This window comes from Streptosporangium sp. NPDC000563, assembly GCF_040299985.1.
Lineage (GTDB): Bacteria > Actinomycetota > Actinomycetes > Streptosporangiales > Streptosporangiaceae > Streptosporangium.
Genome location: NZ_JBEPDA010000006.1, coordinates 66,688 through 90,751 on the forward strand (window position 1 = coordinate 66,688; position 24,064 = coordinate 90,751).

Genomic DNA, 24,064 nt, shown 5'->3' on the forward strand with positions numbered 1-24,064 from the left:
CGCCGATCTCGGGAAGCAGCTGCCTGCTCGTCAGCGGGAGGTTGAGCCAGCCGAGCCGGATCGCCGCCTCGGCCTCGGCCTCGGTCTCCGTATTTCAGTTGACGGTTACCCGTCCGGTGCGGCCGTTTCCGGACTTCACTCTCCCGGTCCTAAAGACCTTCGAAGTGAACCGCAGGACGGGAACACCTCAATCGACCTGTTTCCAGGAGACCGCTGAAAATCTCAGCAGACTCTCACGGCCGTGCAGATGGTCGGAGGAGCGGCGGCAGCCCAGACGATCGGGGCGGTGACGATCGGCGCCCTGACGATATGGGCCCTGACGACCGGGTAGCCGACAGTCGTTCCGCTGGTTGTCGCCGCTCCAGGCGGGCCTTGCGGTCCGATCGGCCCCTGAGGCCCGACGGGACCCTGAGGTCCTTCGGGCCCGGCTGGTCCTGCGGGTCCTGCCGGCCCTGCCGGTCCCTCGGGTCCGGGTGCGCCGTCAGCGCCTGCGGGTCCGGGCGGTCCTGCTGGTCCTGCGGGTCCTGCCGGTCCTTCGGGTCCGGGTGCGCCATCGGCGCCTGCGGGTCCTGCCGGCCCTGGTGCGCCGTCGAGCCCGTCGGCACCAGCTGGCCCTTCTGGCCCTTCTGGCCCTTCTGGGCCTTCAGGGCCTTCAGGGCCGGGGGCGCCGTCGAGTCCGTCGGCGCCTGCGGGTCCGGGTGGTCCTTCGGGTCCGGGTGCGCCATCGGCGCCTGCGGGTCCGGGTGGTCCTTCGGGTCCGGGTGCGCCGTCGGCGCCTGCGGGTCCGGGTGGTCCTTCGGGTCCGGGTGCGCCATCGGCGCCTGCGGGTCCTGCCGGTCCCTCGGGTCCCGGTGCGCCGTCAGCGCCTGCGGGTCCTGCGGGTCCTGCTGGTCCTTCGGGTCCGGGTGCGCCGTCAGCGCCTGCGGGTCCTGCCGGTCCCTCGGGTCCCGGTGCGCCATCGGCGCCTGCGGGTCCTGCGGGTCCGGGTGGTCCTTCGGGTCCGGGTGCGCCGTCAGCGCCTGCGGGTCCTGCTGGTCCCTCGGGTCCCGGTGCGCCATCGGCGCCCGCTGGGCCAGCTGGACCTGTGTAGCCTCGAGGGCCCACCGGGCCCACCGGGCCCCTGGGACCTGCTGGACCTGCTGGACCTGCTGGACCTGCTGGGCCCTGAGTCCCTTCAGGAATTCGGCAGAGGAAGATGGGCAGCCCCAGCCACCTGCACAGCGGGATGTAAATCGCATCGCTTGCGGTGGGCTGCAGCAGGCCCTTGTGGATGATCGCTCCGGTGGGTGTGGCATCCGTGCTGCGGATCACGGTGGGCAGGGATACGAAGTTCGTGCAAATGCTGGCAAGCACCACAGGGCAGGGGTCCCCCTGCGTGCTTCCGGCGGATTGGATTTCGTCGTGGCGAGCCTGCGCCGATATCTGAAGTTGCGAATCGGCCGAAACTGGGACAGGGGAGTGCAGAAGCAGGACGGCCCCGGCGAGCGCGCCGCCCGCAAGGGTCCGTTTCATGAAAGTAGACACGTGCGTTGTTTCTCCCTTCCTGTTGAGAGAAAACGCCGCGCGGACATTCTTGGGGCGCCCAGGAGATAGGCGGGAGAAGTGTGCTTCAAAGCTGGAATGGAAGCTTGATGGAGGGTGCGCGTTTCTTTGCGCTCCAGGCTTTTGATTATATTTATAGAGCGTTAATGTCGCCGTTATTGCGATTGTTCGGATAAGTGGGCGATGATGTCATAAAGCGTAAATTAGGCTATGGGTTTGTTTCGCGCCAAGGTTCCGTGGCCGAACCCTGCTCCCGGGTCCGCCGCTCGGATCCATGCGGTTTCGTGTGGTCGGACCACGCTGGGGCACGGAAGGCCCGCCGGTAGGCCGAGGGGGAGGTGCGCATCGTCCGGGTGAAGTGATGGCGGAAGGTCGCCGTGCTGTCGAAGCCCACCGCGGACGCGATGTCCTCCACCGGCACGGAGGTGGACTCCAGCATCGTCAGGCTGGCCGCGACCCGTTGAGAGATGACCCAGCGCAACGGACTCGTCCCGGTCTGCCGTCCGAAGTGCCTGATGAACGTACGCGGGGACATGTGCGCGGCCTCCGCCAGGGTGGCGATCGTGATGGGTTCCGCGAGGTGTTCCAACGCCCAGGCCATCGCGGCGGTCACGGCGGCGCCGTCCTCCACGTGAGGGACCGCGGCCTGGATGAACTGTGCCTGTCCGCCCTCCCGGTGCGGGGGGATGACGAGTCTTCGCGCGACCTCGTTGGCCACGCCGGGCCCGTAGTCCTTGCGCACCAGATGGATGAGCAGGTCCAGTCCTGCCGCGCTGCCCGCGCTGGTCAGCACGTCCTCACCGTCCACGTAGAGCACATCCGGATCGACCTCGACCCGCGGGAACCTGTGCTGGAGCAGCTCGGCGTACTTCCAGTGGGTCGTCGCCCTCCTGCCGTTCAGTAGTCCGGCCGCGGCGAGGGCGAACGCGCCCGAGCAGATCGACACGACCCGCGCGCCCCTGTCATGGGCTCGCCGCAGTGCCGTGACCACCTCGGGGGAGACCTCGCCGTGGACATTCGCGACCCCGGGCACGATCACCGTGCTCGCGGCCTCAAGCGCGTCGAGCCCGTGCTCGGTCCGCATCGTGAACCCGCCCGTGACCCGCAGATCGGCGGGCGTCTCGGCGCAGACCGACAGCCTGTACCAGGGCACCTCCAACTCAGGGCGGGCGATGCCGAAGATCTCGACCACGCAGCCAAGCTCGAAAGGTGACATGCCGTCGAAGGCCAGCACGGACACGGCGGGAGGTGTGGCGTGGGACGCCGGCGGAGGGATGAGCATGGCGAGATATTAACGATAAGCGGCGTTCGTGCCACTGTTGGAACCGATCTGCCGACCGACACCATTGTTCGTGCCAGGCATCACCCCCGGTGCCATCTCCCGAGCCGGGCACCGCGACCGGTACCTTCCGCCACTGCGGACCTCGCCGCCGTCACCGTTGTCTGAAAGGCCGCCCATGTCTGTCCCCGTTCCCTCCCCCTCCGCCGTCACCGCGGTACCGGCCGCGAGGAATGCCGAGGCGCTGGCGCACTTCGCCGCCAGGCTGGCGTTCGAGACCGACGTCTCCGACGTCGCCGCCGACCTGGCCGCCGGTGTCACGGACATCGTCGTGGTCGACTCCCGGAGCCGGGAGGGCTGGGAGCAGGGCCATGTCCTGGGAGCCGTTCACCTGCCCACCGCGTTGATCGCCGAACGCGCTCGCTCGGTCGTTCCCTCGGGGGTGACCGTGGTGACCTACTGCTGGGGGCCGGGGTGCAACGGCGCCACCCGGGCCGCGCTGGAGTTCGCCGGACTCGGCTACCCGGTCAAGGAGATGCTCGGCGGCTTCGAGTACTGGGCCAGGGAGGGCTTCCCCGTCGAGACCGTCGCGGGCGTGTCCCGCCGCTCCGTCGACGCCCTGACCGCGCCGGTCTCCGGCGTCGCCTGTGCCTGCTGACGTCACCTCGGCGGACGGCGGACGTACGCGGTGGGCGGCATGCCGATGACGCCGGTGAAGTCGCGGGTGAAGTGGGACTGGTCGCTGTAGCCGAGATCGGCGGCGAGCCGCGACCAGTCGGTTGCGGGTCCGGCTCTCTCGGCGGCCTCGTGGATGCGGTAACGGCGGATCACCCATTTGGGGGAGACCCCGACGTGGTCGCTGAACAGCCGCTGCAGGTGCCGGACACTCAGCCCGTGCAGGGCGGCCAGATCGCCGACGCGGACGATGGCCGGGTCGGTGAGCACGCTCGCGACGAGGTCCGCCGCCCGCTCGGCGACGGGGTCGCGGACGGGGAGCCGCGTGAGCAGGAACCCTTCCAGCGCCCGTACCGCCTCCTCGTCGGAGGCGGCCAGTACGGCCGGGGTCACCGCGTCGGCGTCCGGCCCGAGGATCCGGGAGGCGGGGACGCGGAGATCGGTGATCGTGGACAGCGGGGCGCCGAGGAAGGGGCGGAAACCGGCGGGCCGGAAGCGGGTGCCGACCACGACCCCGGTGCCGGTCAGGACCTCCAGGTAGTCACCGGTGATGACCCCTGCCACGTGGGAACCGTGCTCGTGGAAGACCAGGTTCACCGATGGATGGGACACGATCCGCTGTTCGTACGGTTCGTCCAACTCCCAGCGGACGATCCAGTGATGCTCGACGAAGGGGGCCAGGGCCGGGTGGCACGCGTGACGCCCGTAACGGAACCGGGCCGCCCCGAAGTGCAGGATGCCCCGGGTGTCGTCGGCGGGCGTACCCGTCACGACGGGATGGGGATGTGGATTTTCGGCAGCCCCTGCGGTTCCTTGCCCGGATACTCGCCCCCCAGCATGGTGGCCACCGTGTAGAGGTGCCAGGCGTGGGTGGGTTTCCTCAGGACGGGTTCGGCGAACAGCTTGCGTACCTCGTCGGGCTTGACGATGGGAGACAGCAGGTCCAGGCGGCCGAGGACGTGGTCGCGCATCAGGCCGGTCAACTCGGCGCCGGGACTGGTCCGCCAGTTCCAGCCGCCCCCTCCGGTCTTCGGCGCCGTCAGCACCGGCGGCCTGCGCTGCCAGGGGTAGTAGCGCTTCCCCGCGGTGAACCGCCACGGCTTGCCCTCGACCGGGATGTTCCGCAGAGACGGGGCCAGGATGCCGAGCAGCTCGTAGATGACCTCCTCCGACAGCCGCCAGGTCTGGTCGAGACCCAGCGCGGCGCGGACCACCCGGTTGTCGAAGAACGGCCAGATCTGGTCGCCTCTGCGCAGCGAGCCCGCCCGCGCCCCCGCCTGCCAGCGGCCGACCTTGTAGGAGACGTACATGTGGTCGAGCGCCTCCAGCGGAGCCCGCTTTCGCCAGGGCTCGGCCAGCTCACGGGCGTGCTCGTTGGCCTCCTCGGTGAACAGCGCGGGATCTCGCAGGAAGGTCACGTCCACCCGGCGGCGCAGCGCCTTCTCGCTCAGGTCGGTCTGGAGCAGCAGCAGGCTTCCGGCCCGAAGGCTCTCCCCGCTCTGCCCCGACATGGTGGGTTTGGCGCTGTAGGGGAGGTAGCCGACGATCGACTCGTACGCCGACGTCATCCCCTCACAGGCGCGCAACGTCTCGTAGGTCCGCGCGAGGGGATGCTCGACGACGATCGCGTCCTTCTTCTCGACACGGGCCGGGGGGATGACGGTGTGCTCGATGCGCAGCGCGCGGGCGACCTTCCCGGCGATGACCACGTCGGGATGGGTGTCCAGGCCGTTGGTGGTCGCGCGCAGCGGGATGCCGGCCGCGTGCAGCACCGCGGCGATCAGGCGGCTGTCCCTGCCGCCGGTGAGGGCGAGGTTCACCGGCTCCCTGGTCGTGCGCAGCGGCTCCACCGTGGCCAGGAGCGCCTCGGCCAACTCCCGGACAAGGTGTTTCTTCTGCCTGCGTGACTCGGGCGCGGGCACGGCCGTGGGGAGCGGGGTCGTGACGATCGTGCGCCGGCCGTTCCTGACGGTCACCGACGAGGACGGTGGCAGCGTGCTCACCCCTCGGTAGGGGGTCTCGTCCGACAGGAAGTATCCCTGCCTGACCATCGACTGCAGCGCGAGCACGTCCCACTCAACGCGCTCGCCGCCGCCCGCGAGGTGGACGAGCAGCGCCCGGCTGCCGATCACGTGCACGTCGGGGGTCTCGGTGTAGTAGACCGGGCAGATCCGGTGGACCGCGGTGGCGGCGGACAGTTCGTCCTCGGTCGCCCGGAACGCCGAGAAGCACCCGCCGATCCCCTCGGTGTCCAGCACCGGCATGGCCGCCAGCCGGTTCACGTCACCCGGTGCGGTCAGGTAGCCGTTCACCCCGGTCACCCGGTCGTGGCCGGTCTCCAGCAGGGGAGGACGCCGTGAGTCGTCGGGCTCGTTGGTCCAGGAGAACACCGCGATCCCGGGACGGTGCCACTCCCGGGATCCGATGACCTCGGGCGGTACGGCGAACGCGCTCTCGATCGCGCCTCTCACGGTGTGCAGCATCGTCTCGGGTATTCCGGCTCCTGGGTGTTTGGCCGCGAGGCCGAGATATACGCGCATGCTGCAGGATCCTATGACGCGTTTTTTCAAGACAGCTGTGAGTTCGGCTCGACAGCATGGCAGGCATGAACGAGATGCTGTCACGTGCCGTCACCGGCGCCGCGGCCGTCGCCCGCGGCGTCCGCGACGACCAGCTGGGCCTGCCCACCCCCTGCGACGGCTTCGACGTGCGGGAGCTGCTCGGCCACCTGGCCTGGACGGCCGCGATGTTCGAGGCACTGGCCCGCCGCGAGCAGCCGCCGTCGCAGGACGCCGACCACGCCCCTTTCGCGGACAGGGCCGCCGCGCTGCTCGCCGCCTGGTCGGAACCCGGGGTGACCGAGGGCACCAGTCCCACGATGGGGATGCCCATGGCCATGGTGCTCCAGATGGTGCTGGGCGACACGGTGATCCATGGCTGGGACCTGGCCAGGGCCACCGGTCAGGAGTACACGGTGGACGCCGCGACCGGCGAGGCCGTGGCCGCCTTCGTCGAGGGGATGGCGCCGCAGGGACGGCGCCTGGGAGTCTTCGGGGAGGAGGTGCCCGTGGCGAGCGACGCCTCGCCGTTCGAGCGGGCGCTCGGGCTCAGCGGACGGGACCCGGCCTGGAAACCCTGATCACGCGCCGAACACGGTTGGCGCTCGCTTGGGTCAAGCTCCCGGCGGACCGCGCAGAGGAGTCGTCGTAGGGGATGACACGCATCCCCAGGAGGCGACATGAAGTCACGTCCGCTCACCATCGTCCTCGCCGTGCTCGCGCTGCTCGCCCTGATGTTCGCCGCCGCCTGCGGTGGATCCGGCAGCGAGCCGGTGCCGGAATCCGGAAGGGCGGTCCCGTCCATGCCCTCGGACGCCGCCCCCGAGGCCGGAGATCAGAGCTCTGAGGGAACCGAGTCCGAGGCCCGGGCCACTCCCGAAAGCGAGGCCACCCGAAGGCGCGACACCTCCGCCGAACAGATCTCGACCTTCGCCCTCGACGTGGACACCGCGTCGTACGGCTACAGCAAACGGATCCTCGCCGAGGGCAGGTTGCCGGAGGCGGGCCAGGTGAGGCCGGAGGAGTTCGTCAACTCCTTCGCCCAGGACTACGCGGAACCCGAGGACGACGGTTTCACCGTGCACATGGACGGCGCCCGCACCCCGGGAAACGGCACCGCGCTGCTCCGCGTCGGCCTGCAGACCCGGAAGGCGAGCGCGCAGGCCCGGCGGCCGGCGAACCTCACCTTCGTGGTGGACGTGTCCGGCTCGATGGGCGAGCCGGGCAGGCTCGACCTGGTGAGGGACGCCCTGCACAAGCTCGTCGACCAGCTCGGACCCGGCGACCAGATCTCCCTCGTGGCCTTCAGTGACGAGGCGGACGTCGTCCTCTCCATGACCCCCGCGACCGACAAGGAGAGGCTCCACGCCGCCGTCGAACGCCTCGCCATCCAGCAGTCCACGAACCTGGAGGCGGGGCTGACCAGCGGATACGCCGAGGCTGCGGCGAGCTTCAGGGCGGTGGCCGTCAACCGCGTCATCCTGCTCTCCGACGGCCTGACCAACGTCGGCGACACCACCTGGCGCGGCATCCTCGACCGGGTCGAGGATGCCGCGGCCAAGAAGATCACCCTGCTGTGCGTCGGCGTCGGCCGCGACTACGGTGACGAGCTGATGGAGCGGCTCGCCGACAACGGCGACGGCGCCGCGGTCTACGTCGGTTCCGTCGACGACGCGCGCAAGGTCTTCGTCGAGCAGCTCGCCACCAACATCGACCTGCGCGCCCGCGACGCCAAGGCGCAGGTCGTGTTCAACCCCTCGGCCGTGGAGTCCTACCGCCTCATCGGCTATGAGAACCGGCGGCTCGCGACCGAGGACTTCCGTGACGACACCAAGGACGGCGGAGAGATCGGCCCCGGCCACTCGGTGACGGCCCTGTACGAGCTCCGGCTGCGCGGCGGGTCGTCGGGACAGCTGGCCACCGCCACCGTGCGCTGGCAGGATCCCGACACCCGCGACCCGGCGGAAGCCTCTCGCTCCCTCGCGGCGGGCGATCTGGCGAACTCGCCGTGGGAGGGGCCCACGCCGAGGTTCCAGGTCGACGTGGTGGCAGCGGGCTTCGCCGAGTATCTCCGCACCGGGGAGGGGATCGCCGGAGCCACGCCCGGTGATCTCGCCGCCCACGCCACCCGCCTGGCCGCCTCCACCGAGGACCGCGCGGTGACCGAGCTCGCCGAACTGATAGAGAAGGCCGCGTCGCTCCGATAGGCGTGCGTGGGCACTCCATGATCGAGTGGGCCGGCTCCTCGTGAGTCGGCCTCGTGGGCGGCCCGCGCCGGTTACGCCGGTTACAGGGTGAGGGGTGATCTCCTATACACTGGCGTGGTCGCCGGGTCAGGCCCGGAGGCGTCGACGAGGGGCTATGGCGCAGCTGGTAGCGCGCCTCCATGGCATGGAGGAGGTCTGGGGTTCGAATCCCCATAGCTCCACCTCTGATCGTTTCTGAGTCGGCTCAGTGACGGCCGACGAGATCCCGTCCGATCAAATGATCGGACGGGATCTCGTCGTTTCCGGGTCCCGCGATCGCCGGCCGGGCTTCGGATGAGCCGTGGAGCGGGAAATCATCGCGACGGCACGTGAGTGATTAAGGGACGGCGACGCTTCTTGGGTATTCCGTACGGCGTCGCCACCGGCTCGTTCCTGAAAATTTGTCCACGCTCTGAACTAATTCACGTGGCCCCGTGGCGGTTATGAAAGTTTCTTCGGGATTTCGTGCGCGGGCGAGGTCTGAGAGCGAACCGCAGGGGCCTCGACGACCGTCTCGAACGGTCGGCAATGGGATGACCTTCCCCTTCCGAGCAGCCAGAAGACGTCGAAGGCGGGCGTCGTGCGCCTTTGGTTGAGATGTGGTGTTTCCGGGCCGGGGGGATTGGTCGGATCCGGCCCGGAACGGATTCCTTGACTTAACGGGTTAAGTGAACTTGGCTCACCGAAACCATATGAATGACCTGGGGGTTCAGGGCGTTCGGCTCCGGTCCTGCGCCCAGTAGGGAGGCAAGAACATGATCTTGCGACAACGAGGACCGGCGATCCTCAGGAGCGCGGCGGGAATCCTCTGCCTGGCGGCGGGCCTGCTCGCGGCGCCGGCCTCCGCCGCGTCGGTCTCCGCGGCGCCCGGCTGCCAGGTCGCCTACTCGGTGGCCTCCCAGTGGGGCGACGGGTTCGGCGCGAGCGTCACGATCACCAATCTGGGAGATCCGCTCAACGGCTGGCAGTTGAAATGGTCGTTTACGGCCGGACAGAGTGTGACGCAGGGCTGGAACGCGACCTTCTCCCAGAGCGGCAGCACGGTGACAGCCGCGAACGTCGCCTACAACGGCGCTCTGGCGACCGGTGCCGCCACCACGATCGGCTTCAACGGCAGTTGGAGCGGATCCAACCCGGTGCCCACCTCCTTCACTCTCAACGGGGTCGCGTGCACCGGTTCGGTCACCAACCCGCCGTCGCCGAACCCCACCCCCACCCCCACCCCCACTCCGACGCCTCCGCCGCCCAACACCACCGGTCTGGTCGGCTGGGCGACCCAGGGGGGAGGCACGACCGGTGGCGGCAGCGCGGCCGCCACCACGGTGACGAGCGCGTCGGCCCTGACGAGCGCCGCCTCGGGGACGGGCGCGGCCGTGATCCGGGTGTCGGGTACGATCTCCTGCTCGGGCATGCTGAGGATCGGCTCCAACAAGACGATCATCGGTAACTCCGGAGCGACGATCGTCGGCTGTGGCCTGAACGTCTCCAACGCGTCCAACGTGATCATCCGGAACCTGACCTTCAGGAACTGGGACGACGACGCGATCAACGTCCAGTACTCGACCCGGGTCTGGATCGACCACAACACGCTGTCCAACGGTTACGACGGCGCCATCGACATCAAGCGCGCCAGCGACTACGTCACCGTGTCGTGGAACCGCCTGTACAGCCATGACAAGGCCATGCTGCTCGGGCACAGCGACGACAACGGCTCCGAGGACAGGGGTCACCTGCGCGTGACCTACCACCACAACTGGCTCGACGGCACCAACCAGCGCAACCCCCGGGTGCGCTTCGGCAACCCCGTGCACGTCTACAACAACTACTACTCCAACGTCAGGGGATACGGGGTCGCCTCCACTCAGGGCGCCGGTGTGCTGGTCGAGGGCAACTACTTCGAGAACGTCCCCGACCCCTACCACCTGGGCGAGGCCGCGTCGGGCCCCGGCACCCTGGTGGCCCGCAACAACCATCTGACCGGTTCCGGCAGCGGGCAGCAGGGTGGTTCGGTGGCCTCCATCCCGTATTCCTACGGCCTTGATGGAGCGTCCGCCGTCAAGTCCATCGTCACCTCCGGTGCGGGAGCAGGAAAGATCAACCTCTGAACGGCCGTGAAGCCGATTTCCCGGGGTGTCATGCCCGCCCCGGACCGTGTCCTCGATCCGCAGGGCGGAGCCGGAGGGGGCACGGCCCGGGGCGGAAAAGAGAAAAAATCGAATACCGCTCACCGTCTTGACGCTCCCAATGGCGCTCCTTAGCATTCTTTCACCGATATCGGGAGCGAACCGATCGGCGACGACCCTCAATATGGCACTCGACCAGAAATTTGGTCGAGTGCCATATTGGTGTGTCTCGACGCCAACGTGGCGGGTGCGAAGGAGAGGGCTTGAACAAGCCGTTCGGCCGTGGCGGAAACCGTCGACGCGGCGGGTCGACTCGCCGGGACGACCACCTTCGGCAGGAACACACGCCGGGGAATACGCGCGGGATTTCATGCGGTTTTTTTGTGCGGTCCCCCGGTGAGGAGGACCGCGATGACCGGTAGTGGCCGGAGATGAATGACCTGAAAGTCCGCTTCTCCGGCTCCCGATCGGGCCGATGGCCCATAACGACCGGTCAGAGGAATGTGCTGGGCTGGATCAGCCCGGACCTGCCGGGGCCGGCCGACATCCTGTCGACGATGGTGCGGGTGCCCCGGGGAAGCACCATGGACGCGGTCGGTGCGGCGCTGGGCGCGCTGATCGGTCGCCAGGAGGCACTGCGGACCCTGCTGCGGGACGGTGAGCAGTTCGTGCGCGCGTCGGGGACGCTCATCGCCAAGGTGGTCGAGGCCACGGGCACTCACCAGGACTGGTTCCTGCCGGGCGGGGCTTTCGATCCCGCCGTCGACCTCCCGGTGAGGGCGACTGTGGTGACCCGATCGGGATCTCCGTTCCTGGTCGTCCTGCACGTGTCGCACGTGGCGGCGGACCTGTCGGCGATGACGATTCTGCGCGCCGAACTCGCCGCGCTGCTGGCGGATCGACCGCTTCCTCCCGCCACGCACCATCCCGCCGACCGTGCCACCTACGAGCTCACCCCGGCCGGGCGGCGCCAGTTGGAGGGGTCGACCGGATACTGGGCCCGTCAGCTGGCGGAAAGACCGTTGTGCTCGCTCGGTCTGCCCTTCCGCTTTCCCGACGCGCGCGGCCATCATCACGTGCTGCTGGGCTCCCAGGTCGCCGCGGAGGCGGTGGTCCAGGTCGCGGCGAAGACGGGCGCGCAGCCGTCGGCGGTGGTGATGGCCGCGTTCGCGGCGCTTCTGACAGGCTGGACCCAAGACCCGGAATGTCAGCTGCACTGTCTGTGCAGCAACCGTTTCTCCCCGGAGTCGCGTGACTACGTCGGAACGCTCGCCCAGGACACGATCATTCCTTTCAGTGCCTCGGCCTCGTTCCTCGGGTCGGTCCGGCGGACGAACGCCGCCGCCCTGACGGCTTACAGGTATGGCCGATACGACCCGGTCCGACTGGACGAGACGATGGGCGCGGCGGAACGGGCCCGCGGTATGCGCTGTCACCGCGACGTGGTCGTCAACAACACGAGCGGCCACGTTCATACGATCCTGCCGAGGGCCGGGGTGGAACCCGGCATGGGCGATCGCGTGTTCGGCGCCCCCGCGGAGTTCGACATCTACCGGCTGGACGGCAAGCTCGGCTGCGGGCTCGCTCTCGATGCCCGCCTGGCCACCGCCGACGAGACCGCCGGCATCCTCGGCGGAGTCGAACGGCTCATCGTCGCCGCCGCCGACGGCGACGTCGATCCGGCGGACTTCGGGATCCCCCCTGCGCAACGGGGGCCGGGCTGGGTGCGTGCCCGTTCGTGCTGGGTCGATCTCTCCGGTGTCCAGGCCGCGGTGGATCTCGCCCTCGGCCCCGGTGTCGCGCGGATCGAGGCCGTCGGCGACGGGCTGATCGCGCGGGTCGGGCGGGACACCGACCCCTCCGCCGCCGCCAGGGCGGTGGTCGAGGTGGTCCTGCGCGAGGGGCGCCACGGTGTCGTCGCCCCCGGCGACTACGTGCGGGCCGTCGGCTGAGGAAGACCGGCCATGAGCGTGTTCCCCGATGTTCTTCCCGGGGAGCACGCCGCATGACCGGTCCTCCTCACCTGCCGGACCTGAGGGGTCAGTTGCCGGTGATCACGAAGGTCGTCCCCGGCTGTCGCACGATGTCGCCGGTGGCCGAGTTGGTTATGGTCACGTTCGTCAGCGTCGCGTTACCGCGAGCGCCGCTCATGGCGAGGATGCCGGCCCCGTTGTTGGACCTGTCGATCCTCACATTGGTGATCGCGACGTTCGGCATGTTGCCACCGCCCGTCTTGAACTGGATGCCGTCGTAGGTCGAGTCGCGGATCTCGGTGTCGCGGATGGTGACACCGGTGATGTCACCGCCCTGCGGGAACAACGTGATCGCCCCGAACTCCTGGTCCTCGTTCCAGAAGGCGCCACCCGTGCGGTAGAGCCCGTTGTTGGCGATCAACGTGGTCCCCGAGAAGGGCAGGGGGCTGTGGTCGGTCGCCAGCATGATGCCCGGGTAGTTCATGGTGTCGTAGATCAGGTTGTTCTCGATCGAGTTGTTGTAACCGCCGTAGACCGCGATGCCGTTCGCCCGCCAGGGCAGCTGGATGGTGTTGTTGACGAAGTGGTTGTCGTGCGTGTTGTCGACGACCCGGTCCTTCACCGCCTGGTTGGCCCAGATCGCGAGGGCGTCGTCGCCGGTGTTGCGGAACGAGGAGTTGAACACTCGCGAGTTCCGTGTGCCGTTGGTGAAGTTGATGCCGTCGGCGTAGGTGTTGCGGATGCGCATGCCGCTGAACAGCAGGTTGTCGCCCGGCCCCCACAGGGCGGGGATGTTGTCGTAGTCGCGGCCGACCCAGGCGCCCACGTTGGCGTGCTCGATCCACACGTTTGTGATCTTGGTGTTCTCGCCGAACCGGCCGTTCAGGCCCACCCCGCCCTCGTCGTTGCCGTCTCCGCCGCGAATGCGGCCGGATCCGAAGATGGCGATGTCGGAGATCTGGGTGTTGCTGTCGATGTCGAAGCCGAAGTTGCCCTCGTGCGGGTGGTTGATGCCGCCCACCACGTCCTGCGGTTCGGTCAGGGTGTACAGCTGGGAGTGCCACATGCCCGCGCCGCGGATCGTGACGTTCTTGATGCCCACCTGGTTCCACTGCCCACGGTTCAGCGGGTCGTCGGTGAGGATCTTCTGCTCCTGCCGCCACTGTCCCGCCGGGATCCACACGCAGCCGATGACGCCGTTCTGGTCGTCGGTCACCGCCCGCTGGATGGCGGCCGTGTCGTCGAGCCCGTCGTTGGGCACCGCGCCGTAGTCGGTGATCGAGGTGCATTCGGCCGGTCGGCTCGCCGGAGGCGCCACCTGCTCCAGGTCGATCAGGTCGATGACGTAGAACGCGGCCGTGTCGGTCGCGTCACGCTGCAACCGGAATTTGGTGCCGGCCGGGTAGGTCTGCGAGAGCAGCGCGTGCGACTCGTCGAACAACCGCCGGGCGTCGGCCTGGGGGGTGTTCGACAGTGACTCGGGGCCGTCGGTGTTCCCGTACAGCCAGCTGTGGCGTGAGGAGAGGGTGAGCTTCCTGGAGAAGGTGCCGTTGACGTAGAGGCTGATGGTCGCCTCGATGCCGCCGCCGCCCGGTGCGTCGGGGATGGAGTTGCGGACCACGATCGAGTTGGAGGGGTTGGTCGAGGTGAACTCGACGAACTGACCCGTGCTGTTCAGCCGTACCGACTTGCGGCCCGAGGACTCGGTGGCGAAGTTGGTGTGCCCGAAGGTGCGCAGCGGGTCGGTCTCCAGCAGGGTGCCCTGGTAGTCGGCGGATTCGGCCTCGTACTCGACCCATGGGACGGCCGCACCGCGCCCGACCACGATCGACAGCGAGAACGTGTTGTTGTTCTCGTTGGTCTCGGCGACGGCGTTGGTCGCGTCGGCGGTCGCGGTGACGGTGGCGCCGCCGGCGGTGGCGGTCCAGCTGCCGTTCACGGCCACGTTGACCGTCGCGCCCGCGGCGATCGACGCGGTGTTGGCGTTGAGCGTGGTGCCTCCCACCGTCACCCGGGTGACCGTGGTCGCGCCCGTCGCGGTGGTTCCCCGGTTCTTCACCGCCACGGTGAACGTGACCGGCGCTCCGACGGCCGGGTTCGGCGGGTTGGAGGTGACGCCGAGCACCTGCAGGTCGGGCCCGGGAGCCTGCGAGACCACCAGCGGCGACGACGCGGTGAGGGTGTTGTTGTCCTCGTTCTGCTCGAAGACCGAGTTGTCCGGATCCACCCTGGCGTTGACCGTGTAACTTCCCTCGCCGCGGGTGCCGATGTCGTGGGTCACCGTGGCGGTGCCGTTGACGGGGAGGGCGGGGACGGCGACGGTCGCGACCGGGGTGCCGTCGAGGTTGAGGTTCACGCTGTCGGCAGGGGAGGGCGCGGTGCCCACGTTCCTGACCGTGGCCGACAGGGTGATCGCGCTGGTCTCGTTCGGGGACGCCGGGGTCCACGAGAGGTTCGTGACCGTGAGGTCGGGGTTCGGCGCGGGGACGCCGAAGATCTGGAACTCGGCGACCTGCCCGCCGGGCGCGCCGCTGTTGGCGGTGAACCTCAGCTGGACGTCGGCGACGGTGGCGTTGAGGGGGATCGTCACCGAGTTGCCGGAGGCCGGGTTGAAGGTGTGGTTCTGCGCGGAGACCAGGCTGGTGTAGCCCGTGGCGTTCTGCTCGCGGCCCAGGATCTGGATGTTCTGCGTGCGGGTCCCCCACGCGGAGTCGGGGTTGAGCTTCAGCACCACCGAGCTGACGTTCGCGTTGGCGCCGAGCTTGGCGGTGAGCGTGTTCGGGAACGCGCCGGAGTCGGCCTCCCAGTAGGTGGCGAGGTTGTTGTCGTTCGCGTTCGCGGCGACGAACGAGTGCACGTGGCCGGACTCGGCCATCTCCTTGCCGATCGCCAGGTTGGATCCCGGGGTGCCGGTGCCCTCGCGGGTCACGGAGTTGCTGTTGGCCGACTGGTTGCCCGCCGCGTCCTTGGCCCGCACGAAGTACGTCACGGTCGCCGACGCCGGCTGGTTGTCGGTGTAGGTCAGTACGTTGCCGACGCTGCCCCGCAGTTGGTTGTCGGCGTAGACGTCGTATCCGGTGACGCCCACGTTGTCGGTGGAGGCGTTCCAGGTCAGCCTGATCTGGCCGGTGGCCGGCTGGGTGAAGGCGAGGTTGCCGGGGGCCGTCGGGCGCTGGGTGTCGCCGCCGCCGGCGGTGCCGTAGATCTCGAATTCGGAGATCTGCGCTGCGGGCCAGCCGGTGTTCGCGGTGATGGCGACGCGCCAGTACCGGTGGGTCGCGGCACCGAAGTCGATCGTGACCGTGTTGCCGGTCGCCGGGTTGAACGTGTGGTTCGCCGAGGCCACGACCGTGCTGAAGGTGTTGCCGTCGGCGCCGCCCTGGATCGAGAGCGTCTGGGTACGGGTCTGCCAGGCGGCCGCGGGGGGCACCTTCAGCACGATCCGGTCGACGCTCGTGGCGGTGCCGAGGTCGATTCGCGCCCACTGCGGGAAGCTGTTGTTGGGACTCTCCCAGTAGGTGTCCGGGTTTCCGTCGTTGACGGCGGACACCGGGTAGCCGCCCGTGGAGCCGCTCGCCAGGGTCGCCTTGCCCGGCGACAGATTGGGGCCGGCCGCGGCGGAGGCCGGGACGACCGACCCCACGACGAGGAGTAAGCCGGTGACGACCATGGTCGCCACCCGTCGTAACGGTCTGTACAGCATTCTCATTCGCCTTCTTCTTCTCTCGTCGGGCACGGCGGGGCCGAGGCGTGAAGGTGGGACCTTCACCGCACACGTAATGGGGGGCAGGTGCACGACGCGGTGCATCCCTGGAGAGTTGCGATGAGTAGCAAGAAAACGAACAGAGCTTTGCAATATTCTTGCGCGGTGTTGGCCAAAGGTTACATACGTGCTACGGGCGCGTCAACGGCGGGGAAGCGGCTTTCTCGATTGGCTCGACGCGAGCTGTGACATGCCACCAAAACCGGCAAACCGGTGGTGAACGCCGGTCGCGCGCCGGGTGCGAAGCCGGCGCGCGAGGGGGCGTTCTCAGCCCAGCTCGTAGTCGAGGTGGAAGGAGTGGGCGCCGCCGTCGTTGACGATCTGGCCGCCGCCCCGGATGCCCAGCAGCTCGCCGGTGCCGGAGTCGGGAAGGATCGTCCAGCTCAGCCCCGCCTCCCCGGCCGTGTGGTGGAGCACGAAGGTGCCCTCACGGCCGTGCGCGGTGCCGGTGAAGCGTTCGAAGCCCGCGTAGGCCGCCGATGTCTCGACCCGCGGGATCGCGGTGATGATGTCGGCGGTGCTGGTGCCGACCAGGTCACCGTCGAAGGTCTTGGTGAGGTGCACGTGGGTGAGCGTCGCCCCCTCGGCCTCGTCGTAGGTCTGCGGCTCCCAGCTGTCGATGGTGAAGGTTCCTGTGGCGCGAGGCATGTGTGCTCCCATGCGGGGTTCCGGATCTCGCGCCAATCCTGGCGACCGTACCTGACGCCTGATGTCAGGTACGGCTCCGCGTGGCATCCGCTATGAGAGCTGCCATTTGTCCATGTTCCAGGTGATGGTCGACTGCGCGGGGTTGGGGACGACGTTCTGGAGCGTCTCGTCCCAGGCGCTGAGTCCCGGATGCTGGAAGAGCGGGATGGTGGCCAGGTCGCTCCAGAGCCTCTTCTCGATCTCACCGATGATCGGGTTCTGGGCCTCCAGGTCCACCGTCGAGTTCAGCTTCGCGATGAGGCGGTCCACCTGCTCGCTGGAGTAACAGCCGTTGTTGCTCCCCTTGTTCTGGGCGTCGCACTTTCCCGGCGAGGTGAAGTTGGAGGCCCAGCCGCTGACCAGGGTGGAGCCCGACCAGGCGAACAGGGCCACGTCGTAGCCGTTGTTCGGCAGCACGTTGTCGAGGAAGTCCTCGGAACCCTTGTCGACGACCTTGAAACCGGCCTTGTCGCAGGCCTCGATGATGAGCTGGACCGCCGCGGTACGGCGCGGGTTCGGGGTCTGGTAACCGATGCTCACCTCAAGGCCCGTCTTGCCGGCCTTGCGTAGCAGCGCCCTGGCGCCCGCGATGTCCTGTCGCTCGTACAGGCCCGCGCTGCCGCTGGCCGCGACCACCGCCGCGCTGTTGGCCTGGAAGGGGGCCACGGTGCGGACCTCGAGGGGCTTGGCGGCGGGCGCGACGGGGCCGATCAGGGTGTTGACGATGAGCTGCCTGGGTACGCACCTGGCGAACGCCTCACGCAGCCTCCTGTCCCTGAACGGGCTGGAGTCGAAGTTGAAGTCCAGATGCTCGTAGGTGTACTTCTCGAAGACGCCGACCTTCACGCCCCGCAGCGACTGCAGTTGCCTGAGCACGTCGGGCCCCGGCTGGGGCTCGACGATCTGGACCTCGCGGTTCTGCAGCGCCTGGGCCTGCTCGTCGAGGGTGATGAAGCGCTCGACGATCGTCGGGGTCGCGGCGGGGGTGCCCCACCACCTGTCGTTGGCGACGAGGGTGAGCCGCTGTCCGGCGTCCAGTCTGGAGAGCTTGTACGGCCCCGAGGACGGGATCAGCTCGGCGTCGGGCAGCCTGCCCTCGGAGACCCAGCCGTCGTTGAAGAACCTGATGCCCTTCTCCAGCTTCTGCGAGTCGGCCCCTCTGACCGCCGCGATGAACTCCTCCTCCGACAGGCCGTCCTGCTTGGCGACCACGTGGGCGGGCATCATCTCGGTCGCGCCGGGTCCTCCGGCCACCCAGTCCGCGAACGGCTTGTCGTAGACCAGGGTGAACTCCCTGCCGCCCTTCTCGCAGTCGGGGATCCGAGTGTCCCGAAGGCCGGTGGTGTCGGCGGAGGCGAAGCCCTTGACCTTGCCGGACCGGAAGGCCCACCACAGCATGACGTCGTCGCAGTCGATCGGGGTGCCGTCCGACCAGACCGCCTTGTCGTTGATGGTGTACTTGACGCTCAGCGGGTCGTCGGAGATCTTCTCGTACGTCCCGAAGTCCTTGTCGGGGGTGATCGCGCCCTTCTCGCCGTAGAACCAGAAGCCCGTCAGCACCCGCTGCAGCGGGGCGGCGTTGCGCGTGGCGTTCTCCCCGGTGGTGTTGTTGTTGTAGGAGTGGAACTCCTGCTCGTAGGCGTAGGTGATGGTCTCTCTCGGTGGACCCGACTCCGAGGCCGTGGGATCGTCCGCCGTGCCGTCGTCGGCGCAGGCGCCCAGCAGAAGTGAGCCGGCCGCGAGCAGCGCGAGAAACCCTCCCGGCCTTCGTGCGTGGAACACGGCACCACCCCTTCGATCGCCCGGTCCCCGGCAAGACCCCCGTGCCGGTCGAGCATCGTCACCTCTCGCGACCGGGCGAGACCCGGACGGGCATCGTGCCCGCTCCGCGACCATGCCGAGTGCGAAACCCTCAGGTCAGGAGAATAGGAAAAACGTAACCTTTGAGCGAATTCACCCAAAATGTGAGATGGAGATCTTGTGGGTTCGCGTCACGGGTGTATCCGTGAACGGGAAGGCTCTCTGGCCTGATTCTTGCGATTATTGGCACTCGGGCCACTCGCTGGGCGAGGTGCCGCCCCACGATTATGGGGCCCATGACAACGACACTTCGGGCGCCCAACCGCGGACTCCACCGCGCCTGGATCGTGGCGGGAGTCGCGTTCGTGGCCATCCTCGGCGCGGCGGGGTTCCGGGCTACGCCCGGGGTGCTGATCACACCGCTGCAGGAGGAGTTCGGCTGGTCCCGGGGCACGATCTCGCTGGCCGTCTCGGTCAACCTCATGCTCTACGGGCTGACCGCGCCCTTCGCCGCCGCGCTCATGGACCGCTTCGGCATGCGCAGGGTGGTGACGTACGCCCTGCTGCTGGTCGCCGCGGGCAGCGGGTTCACCATCCTGATGAACGCCCCCTGGCAGCTCATCCTCTGCTGGGGCATCCTGGTCGGGCTCGGCACCGGCTCGATGGCCCTGGTCTTCGCCGCCACCCTCACCGAACGCTGGTTCGTTCGCCACCGCGGCCTCGTCACCGGCGTGCTGACAGCGGGCGGGGCCACCGGGCAACTCGTCTTCCTGCCCGTCCTCGCCCATCTGGCGGCGGACAGGGGGTGGCGGTCGGCGGCCGTCACGGTCGCCGTCGCCGCCCTCGCCGTGGTCCCCCTGGTCTGGTTCCTGCTGCGCGACCGGCCGGAGGAGGTGGGCACCACCGCTCTGGGCGCCGATCCCGCCGCACCCCCCGCCGTTCGGCCGGCACGGGTGGGAGGCGCCGCCTCACGCGCACTCGGCGTGCTGTGGAGCGCGGCGCGTACGCGGCCCTTCTGGCTGCTCGCCGGAGGCTTCGCGATCTGCGGAATGAGCACCAACGGCCTGGTGGGCACCCACTTCATCCCCGCCGCCCACGACCACGGCATGGCCGAACCGGTGGCAGCGGGACTGCTCGCCCTGGTCGGGATCTTCGACGTGGTCGGGACCGTCGCGTCCGGCTGGCTGAGCGACAGGGTCGACTCGCGCATCCTCCTCGGCGCCTACTACGGGCTGCGCGGCCTGTCGCTGATGGCCCTGCCCAGTCTGTTCGGAGCCACCGCCGAGCCGAGCATGCTCGTCTTCATCATCTTCTACGGCCTCGACTGGGTGGCCACGGTCCCGCCCACGGTCGCCCTGTGCCGCCAGATCTACGGTCCGGAGGGGTCCGTGGTGTTCGGCTGGGTCTTCGCCTCCCACCAGGTCGGTGCCGCGATCGCGGCGGTCGCCGCGGGGGTCACCCGTGACCACTTCGGCGCCTACGACCTCGCCTGGTACGCCGCGGGCCTCCTCTGCCTCGCCGCCGCCGTCATGTCGATCGCTATCACCAGGAAGTCGTCCCTCGGCGGGGAGTCCACCGCGGGGAAGCAGGCATCCTTGAAGGCGTGAGAGAACGAGGCGGGCGAACCGCGGGAGACGGAACCGGATCGGACGCGCGGTGGCCGGGGAGGATCGCATGACCGGCGCCGGGGACGACGCGACAGGGGCGACGGGCGGGACGAGCGGCGGGGACGGCGGAGACGCTGATCGGGACAGGAGGGTCCTCCCGCTGGTGGTGCGCATCGAACGCTCCGCGCCGCCCGAGCGGACCGACGCCCTGGAGGCGGCGGCACTGGCCGTGCTGGCGCTGCTCGACGACCCGCGCGCCCTCGACGGCGGCGAGTGGGCCGAGGCGGTACGCGTCTGGGACGGCAGCCGGTTCAGGAAGGTCGTCCGGCGAGCGCGCGGGGCGGAGTGGCGCAGGGTGCTCGACCTGCCCGGTGTCACCGTCACCTCGGGCACCGCCGAGGTCCGCGTCCACCCGCCGGTCCCACTGGACGGCTGGCCCAAAGACCTCTCCAGGCTCCAGGTCTCCGGTACCGAACTCACCGACTCCTCCGAGCCCGGACCGCCGGGAGACGTGGTGCTCTGGCTCAACCCGGGGCTGACGATGTCGGCGGGCAAGGCCATGGCCCAGGCGGGACACGCCGCCCAGCTCGCCTGGCAGGCGAGCACGGACGACGCCAGGAGGGCCTGGCGGGAAAAGGGGCTGGCGGTCTCCGCGCGCACCGCCGATCCCGCCGCGTGGGCCGGGCTCGTCGCCTCGGGCCTGCCGGTGGTGAGGGACGCCGGATTCACCGAGATCGAGCCCGGCTCCCGTACGGTCGTCGCGGACGCCCCTTGGCTGCGCGAGGGCGGCCGGTGACTCCTTCGGGGAGTTCGATTCCCGGACGGCGGGTCGCCCGCGGCCGGTGAGGGGCCCGGGGCCGGCGCGCACGATCGGCAGGTCGGTGTGCGGCTCCCGCCTCGCGGGAGGAGACATCGGAGGTGAGCCCGGCCCCGCATTCCACGAACATTCCGTATTCGTCGCGGAGCGTTTCCCCCGGGGACGAGAAAGGTACTCGTTCCCGAAGTGTGATGGGGATCCCGCACGGGAAAACCGGATTTGTCGTACGCTCCCGATCGTGCTCGATGGGTTGGGTGGGACTCAGGGGACCCGGGAGACGGGTCCCGCGCCGACATACGTGACCGCCGAGGCGGCCACGTCGGAGATGCCGAAAATCGTGGCGGAGAGTCCCCCGAAGCTACCGGATTCCCCGGTGAAACGGTCCCGCATCGGCGACCTGCCGATGCGCGTGATCTACCGAATCCTGGCCGTGGGCGTCGCGGTGATCGTGGCCGCGGTCGCGACGGTGGTCGGCTTCGTCTCCTCGGGCTCCTCAGATCAACCGGGCGAGGGAAAGACGGGGCAGATCGCCGCGCCATCTGCCGCGCCACCCTCGCCCGGTTCAGTCTCGGCGGAGCCGTCCACGCAGGCCTCCGCCGTGTCGGCGTCCCCCTCGGACACCACCTCCGCCACCCCGTCCGCGTCGGCGACCCCCTCGGGAAGCCCGAGTCCTTCCGAGACGGCCGCCCCCGCCTCGGTGTCCGACGGCTTCGAGCCGGCGCCCGACCGCAGCGCCGTCATCGCGGCCCTCACCGACCCCCGAGTGCCCGACCTGCCGCGCGACAAGCGGCTCGCCCGCCTCTCGGGCAAGGCGGCCAAGGGCAAGCGCCGCGTCCAGGACGAAAAATCGGGCGTGTCGCTGGTCCGCCTGGGCAAGCCCTGGAAGGTCTTCGGCGCGTCGCCGTTCGCCACCAAGCAGGTGCTGCCGAAGGCGAAGGGGGCCGGCCACCGGGCGATGGTCGTGAGCTGCCCGGTGCCGATCCTGGTGCAACGGGAGTCCAAGGACACCGCGCTGCTGGCCGCCCGGTGGACGCTCAACCACCACCCCAAGGGCGGCAAGATCACCTGGACCGCCTCGCAACCGATCAAGAACGGCTGGCTGCTCGCCTACCGGGTGAAGTACAAGCTGAAGGGCAAGACGCGCTTCTCCATGGCCGCCGTCGCCGTGACCGAGATCTCCGGTGCCAAGCCCGCGATGCTTTTCGCCACGATTCCCGACACCCAGCGCAAGTACTGGCGCGCCATCAACACCGCGGTCTCCTCCCTTCGAGTGAAATAGCGCCACCCGAGTCCGTGGTGAGAGGACGGGGAGAGCCGCGCTAGGCTCGGTCGCCGTGACCCAGATCGTCCTCGCCTCCGCCTCTCCCGCCCGCCTCGCCCTGCTCCGCAGCGCCGGACTCGATCCCAAAGTGATCGTCAGCGGCGTGGACGAGGACGCCATCACCGCCGACAGCCCGAGCGAGCTCTGCCTCACGCTGGCCCGCGCGAAGGCGGCCGTGGTCGCCCGCGGTCTGAGCGGCGGGCTGGTCATCGGCTGCGACTCGATCCTCGAACTCGACGGCCGTGCCTACGGCAAGCCGTCCTCGCCCGAGGAGGCCGTGGCCCGCTGGCGCGACATGCGCGGCCGTGAGGGACGACTGCTCACCGGCCACTGCGTCATCAACGTCGCGGACGGGCGCGAGGCGGCGGAGGTGGGCGCGACGGTGGTGCGCTTCGGCACCGCCGGAGACGACGAGATCGCCGCCTATGTCGCCACCGGCGAGCCTCTCCACGTCGCGGGCGCCTTCACCCTGGACGGCCGCGGCGGCTGGTTCGTCGACGGCATCGACGGCGACCACGGCAACGTCCTGGGCATCTCCCTGCCCCTGCTCCGCCGCCTCCTGGGCACCCTCGGGGTCTCCGTTCCCGGCCTCTGGCAGCGTCCCTGACGCCGCGGCTTCTTTTCCCGGGATCTCTGCCGTTCGCGGTATTGTCGGCTGTCCTCCCAAGGGGAGCCGATCCCGATAATCTTCCGCCATGGGTCATTTCCGCTCCTTTCTGGACGGCATCGGGTTCTTCTTCCAGGGACTGCGCTGGGTCACGCGAAACCCGCGCTGGTGGCTGTTCGGGTTGATCCCGGCGCTGATCGCGTTCGCCCTCTACGCGACCGGCCTCTACTTTCTCGGCACGAACGCGCTGGACCTCGCCGCGTGGGGCACACCGTTCGCCGACGGATGGGGCGAGGCGGCGCGGACCGCACTGCGAGGGCTGGTCGGTCTGGCGATCTTCGTCGCCGGGTTGATCCTGTCGGTGGTGACCTTCACGGCGATCACCCTGATCCTGGGCGACCCCTTCTACGAGAAGCTCTCCGAGAAGGTGGAGGAGACCTACGGGGAGGTGCCGACCGGCCACGACCTTCCGCTGTGGAAGTCGATCCCCCGATCCATCAGGGACAGCGTGATCACCCTCGGATGGCTGTTGCTGTTCACGATCCCGCTCTTCTTCCTCGGGTTCGTGCCGGTGATCGGGCAGACGGTGGTGCCGGTTCTGGGCGCCCTGGTCTCCGGGTTCTTCCTCACGGTCGAGCTGACCACCCTGGCCCTCGAGCGCAGAGGACTGGTGCGCAAGAGCAGATTCGGCCTGCTCAGGGGGAACAAGGCCCCCGCGCTCGGCTTCGGGGTCCTGCTCTTCCTGCTCTTCCTCATCCCGTTCGTCGCGGTGGTCGCGATGCCCGCCGCGGTGGCCGGTGCGGCCATCATGGTCCGCACCCGTCTGGCGCCGGCCGTCCTCCCTGAGGGAAGGACGGCCGAGGGCCCACGCGTCGACAGGGGTGTCTGAGGGGGCGGCCGGAAAGAGAGTCACCGGGCCTTCGGCGCGTCCCCTTCAGGTGCCGGAGGATGCTCCTGTGGTTCGTCAAGCGGCAGAAGTCAGATCTTCTTGTGCCGGCTGGGGAGGTAGGAGCGCGTAGATCTCTCGGGCGATGTAGCGCTTCAGGCAGCGGATGATCTCTTTCTT

18 protein-coding genes and 1 tRNA gene are annotated in these 24,064 nt (G+C 69.1%); 12 read left to right on the forward strand and 7 right to left on the reverse strand.

Translation table 11 applies throughout. The features are described from left to right. Positions 1-217, forward strand: a 217-nt coding sequence (locus ABT352_RS17455) for a hypothetical protein (protein WP_350945862.1), incomplete at its 5' end; no start/stop codon positions are given. A 16-nt stretch (positions 218-233) separates the two neighbouring features. Here ABT352_RS17455 and ABT352_RS17460 read toward each other — a convergent pair. Continuing rightward, entirely contained in the window at positions 234-1,058 is an 825-nt protein-coding gene (locus tag ABT352_RS17460; RefSeq protein WP_350945863.1) for a hypothetical protein, read from the reverse strand. Positions 1,059-1,750: 692 nt separating this feature from the next. Next, the gene (locus tag ABT352_RS17465; protein ID WP_350945864.1) at positions 1,751-2,824 is read right to left on the reverse strand and encodes a helix-turn-helix domain-containing protein; all 1,074 of its coding nucleotides are present in this window, start codon (positions 2,822-2,824) and stop codon (positions 1,751-1,753) included. Between the two features lie 175 nt (positions 2,825-2,999). Between ABT352_RS17465 and ABT352_RS17470 the strand changes: the two genes are divergently transcribed. Then, positions 3,000-3,479: a rhodanese-like domain-containing protein gene (locus ABT352_RS17470; RefSeq protein ID WP_350945865.1), complete on the forward strand. Its 480-nt coding sequence runs from the start codon at positions 3,000-3,002 to the stop codon at positions 3,477-3,479. 2 nt (positions 3,480-3,481) lie between these two features. On the opposite strand, the gene ABT352_RS17475 is transcribed toward ABT352_RS17470, so the two are convergent. Together ABT352_RS17475 and ABT352_RS17480 are read right to left on the reverse strand one after the other, a co-directional pair. Further along, positions 3,482-4,267, reverse strand: a complete 786-nt coding sequence (locus tag ABT352_RS17475; RefSeq protein WP_350945866.1) for a DUF6597 domain-containing transcriptional factor — start codon at positions 4,265-4,267, stop codon at positions 3,482-3,484. After that, positions 4,264-6,036, reverse strand: a complete 1,773-nt coding sequence (locus ABT352_RS17480) for an asparagine synthase-related protein (protein ID WP_350945867.1) — start codon at positions 6,034-6,036, stop codon at positions 4,264-4,266. Before ABT352_RS17480 ends, ABT352_RS17475 begins: the two co-directional genes overlap by 4 nt. A 65-nt stretch (positions 6,037-6,101) precedes the next feature. On the opposite strand from ABT352_RS17480, the gene ABT352_RS17485 reads away from it, so the two are divergent. The 5 genes from ABT352_RS17485 to ABT352_RS17505 all read left to right on the forward strand — a co-directional run bounded on the left by ABT352_RS17485 (position 6,102) and on the right by ABT352_RS17505 (position 12,375). Further along, positions 6,102-6,635 (forward strand): TIGR03086 family metal-binding protein, encoded by a 534-nt coding sequence (locus ABT352_RS17485; RefSeq protein WP_350945868.1) that lies wholly within the window; start codon positions 6,102-6,104, stop codon positions 6,633-6,635. A 99-nt stretch (positions 6,636-6,734) separates the two neighbouring features. Further along, positions 6,735-8,261: a vWA domain-containing protein gene (locus ABT352_RS17490; RefSeq protein WP_350945869.1), complete on the forward strand. Its 1,527-nt coding sequence runs from the start codon at positions 6,735-6,737 to the stop codon at positions 8,259-8,261. A gap of 148 nt (positions 8,262-8,409) precedes the next feature. Further along, positions 8,410-8,482, forward strand: a tRNA-Ala gene (locus ABT352_RS17495). A gap of 573 nt (positions 8,483-9,055) precedes the next feature. Continuing rightward, positions 9,056-10,405: a pectate lyase family protein gene (locus ABT352_RS17500; protein WP_350945870.1), complete on the forward strand. Its 1,350-nt coding sequence runs from the start codon at positions 9,056-9,058 to the stop codon at positions 10,403-10,405. 449 nt (positions 10,406-10,854) lie between these two features. Next, the gene (locus tag ABT352_RS17505; RefSeq protein WP_350945871.1) at positions 10,855-12,375 is read left to right on the forward strand and encodes a condensation domain-containing protein; all 1,521 of its coding nucleotides are present in this window, start codon (positions 10,855-10,857) and stop codon (positions 12,373-12,375) included. Positions 12,376-12,463: 88 nt separating this feature from the next. Here the strand turns inward: ABT352_RS17505 and ABT352_RS17510 are convergent, their stop codons facing one another. The 3 genes from ABT352_RS17510 to ABT352_RS17520 form a co-directional block, all read right to left on the reverse strand. Next, positions 12,464-16,105, reverse strand: coding sequence for a CARDB domain-containing protein (locus ABT352_RS17510; protein ID WP_350945872.1), 3,642 nt, complete (start codon positions 16,103-16,105; stop codon positions 12,464-12,466). Between the two features lie 321 nt (positions 16,106-16,426). Beyond that, positions 16,427-16,807: a DUF3224 domain-containing protein gene (locus ABT352_RS17515; protein WP_350945873.1), complete on the reverse strand. Its 381-nt coding sequence runs from the start codon at positions 16,805-16,807 to the stop codon at positions 16,427-16,429. A gap of 90 nt (positions 16,808-16,897) precedes the next feature. Beyond that, complete coding sequence (locus ABT352_RS17520; RefSeq protein ID WP_350945874.1) at positions 16,898-18,628, reverse strand: ABC transporter family substrate-binding protein; 1,731 nt, start codon at positions 18,626-18,628, stop codon at positions 16,898-16,900. Positions 18,629-18,942: 314 nt separating this feature from the next. Between ABT352_RS17520 and ABT352_RS17525 the strand changes: the two genes are divergently transcribed. The 5 genes from ABT352_RS17525 (at position 18,943) to ABT352_RS17545 (ending at position 23,887) form a co-directional block, all read left to right on the forward strand. Continuing rightward, complete coding sequence (locus ABT352_RS17525; RefSeq protein ID WP_350945875.1) at positions 18,943-20,253, forward strand: MFS transporter; 1,311 nt, start codon at positions 18,943-18,945, stop codon at positions 20,251-20,253. 67 nt (positions 20,254-20,320) lie between these two features. Then, entirely contained in the window at positions 20,321-21,049 is a 729-nt protein-coding gene (locus ABT352_RS17530) for a peptidyl-tRNA hydrolase (protein WP_350945876.1), read from the forward strand. Between the two features lie 394 nt (positions 21,050-21,443). Then, positions 21,444-22,349: a hypothetical protein gene (locus tag ABT352_RS17535; RefSeq protein ID WP_350945877.1), complete on the forward strand. Its 906-nt coding sequence runs from the start codon at positions 21,444-21,446 to the stop codon at positions 22,347-22,349. Between the two features lie 55 nt (positions 22,350-22,404). Continuing rightward, complete coding sequence (locus ABT352_RS17540; protein ID WP_350945878.1) at positions 22,405-22,998, forward strand: Maf family protein; 594 nt, start codon at positions 22,405-22,407, stop codon at positions 22,996-22,998. 88 nt (positions 22,999-23,086) lie between these two features. Beyond that, positions 23,087-23,887, forward strand: a complete 801-nt coding sequence (locus tag ABT352_RS17545; protein ID WP_350945879.1) for an EI24 domain-containing protein — start codon at positions 23,087-23,089, stop codon at positions 23,885-23,887. The last annotated feature ends 177 nt before the right edge of the window (positions 23,888-24,064 follow it).

Coding starts and splice junctions, on each gene's coding strand:
- ABT352_RS17460 (WP_350945863.1), bottom strand. CDS start 1,058: ATGGCGCACCGGGACCCGAGGGACCAGCAGGACCCGCAGGCGCTGACG.
- ABT352_RS17465 (WP_350945864.1), bottom strand. CDS start 2,824: ATGCTCATCCCTCCGCCGGCGTCCCACGCCACACCTCCCGCCGTGTCC.
- ABT352_RS17470 (WP_350945865.1), top strand. CDS start 3,000: ATGTCTGTCCCCGTTCCCTCCCCCTCCGCCGTCACCGCGGTACCGGCC.
- ABT352_RS17480 (WP_350945867.1), bottom strand. CDS start 6,036: ATGCGCGTATATCTCGGCCTCGCGGCCAAACACCCAGGAGCCGGAATA.
- ABT352_RS17485 (WP_350945868.1), top strand. CDS start 6,102: ATGAACGAGATGCTGTCACGTGCCGTCACCGGCGCCGCGGCCGTCGCC.
- ABT352_RS17490 (WP_350945869.1), top strand. CDS start 6,735: ATGAAGTCACGTCCGCTCACCATCGTCCTCGCCGTGCTCGCGCTGCTC.
- ABT352_RS17500 (WP_350945870.1), top strand. CDS start 9,056: ATGATCTTGCGACAACGAGGACCGGCGATCCTCAGGAGCGCGGCGGGA.
- ABT352_RS17505 (WP_350945871.1), top strand. CDS start 10,855: ATGAATGACCTGAAAGTCCGCTTCTCCGGCTCCCGATCGGGCCGATGG.
- ABT352_RS17510 (WP_350945872.1), bottom strand. CDS start 16,105: ATGAGAATGCTGTACAGACCGTTACGACGGGTGGCGACCATGGTCGTC.
- ABT352_RS17515 (WP_350945873.1), bottom strand. CDS start 16,807: ATGCCTCGCGCCACAGGAACCTTCACCATCGACAGCTGGGAGCCGCAG.
- ABT352_RS17525 (WP_350945875.1), top strand. CDS start 18,943: ATGACAACGACACTTCGGGCGCCCAACCGCGGACTCCACCGCGCCTGG.
- ABT352_RS17530 (WP_350945876.1), top strand. CDS start 20,321: ATGACCGGCGCCGGGGACGACGCGACAGGGGCGACGGGCGGGACGAGC.
- ABT352_RS17545 (WP_350945879.1), top strand. CDS start 23,087: ATGGGTCATTTCCGCTCCTTTCTGGACGGCATCGGGTTCTTCTTCCAG.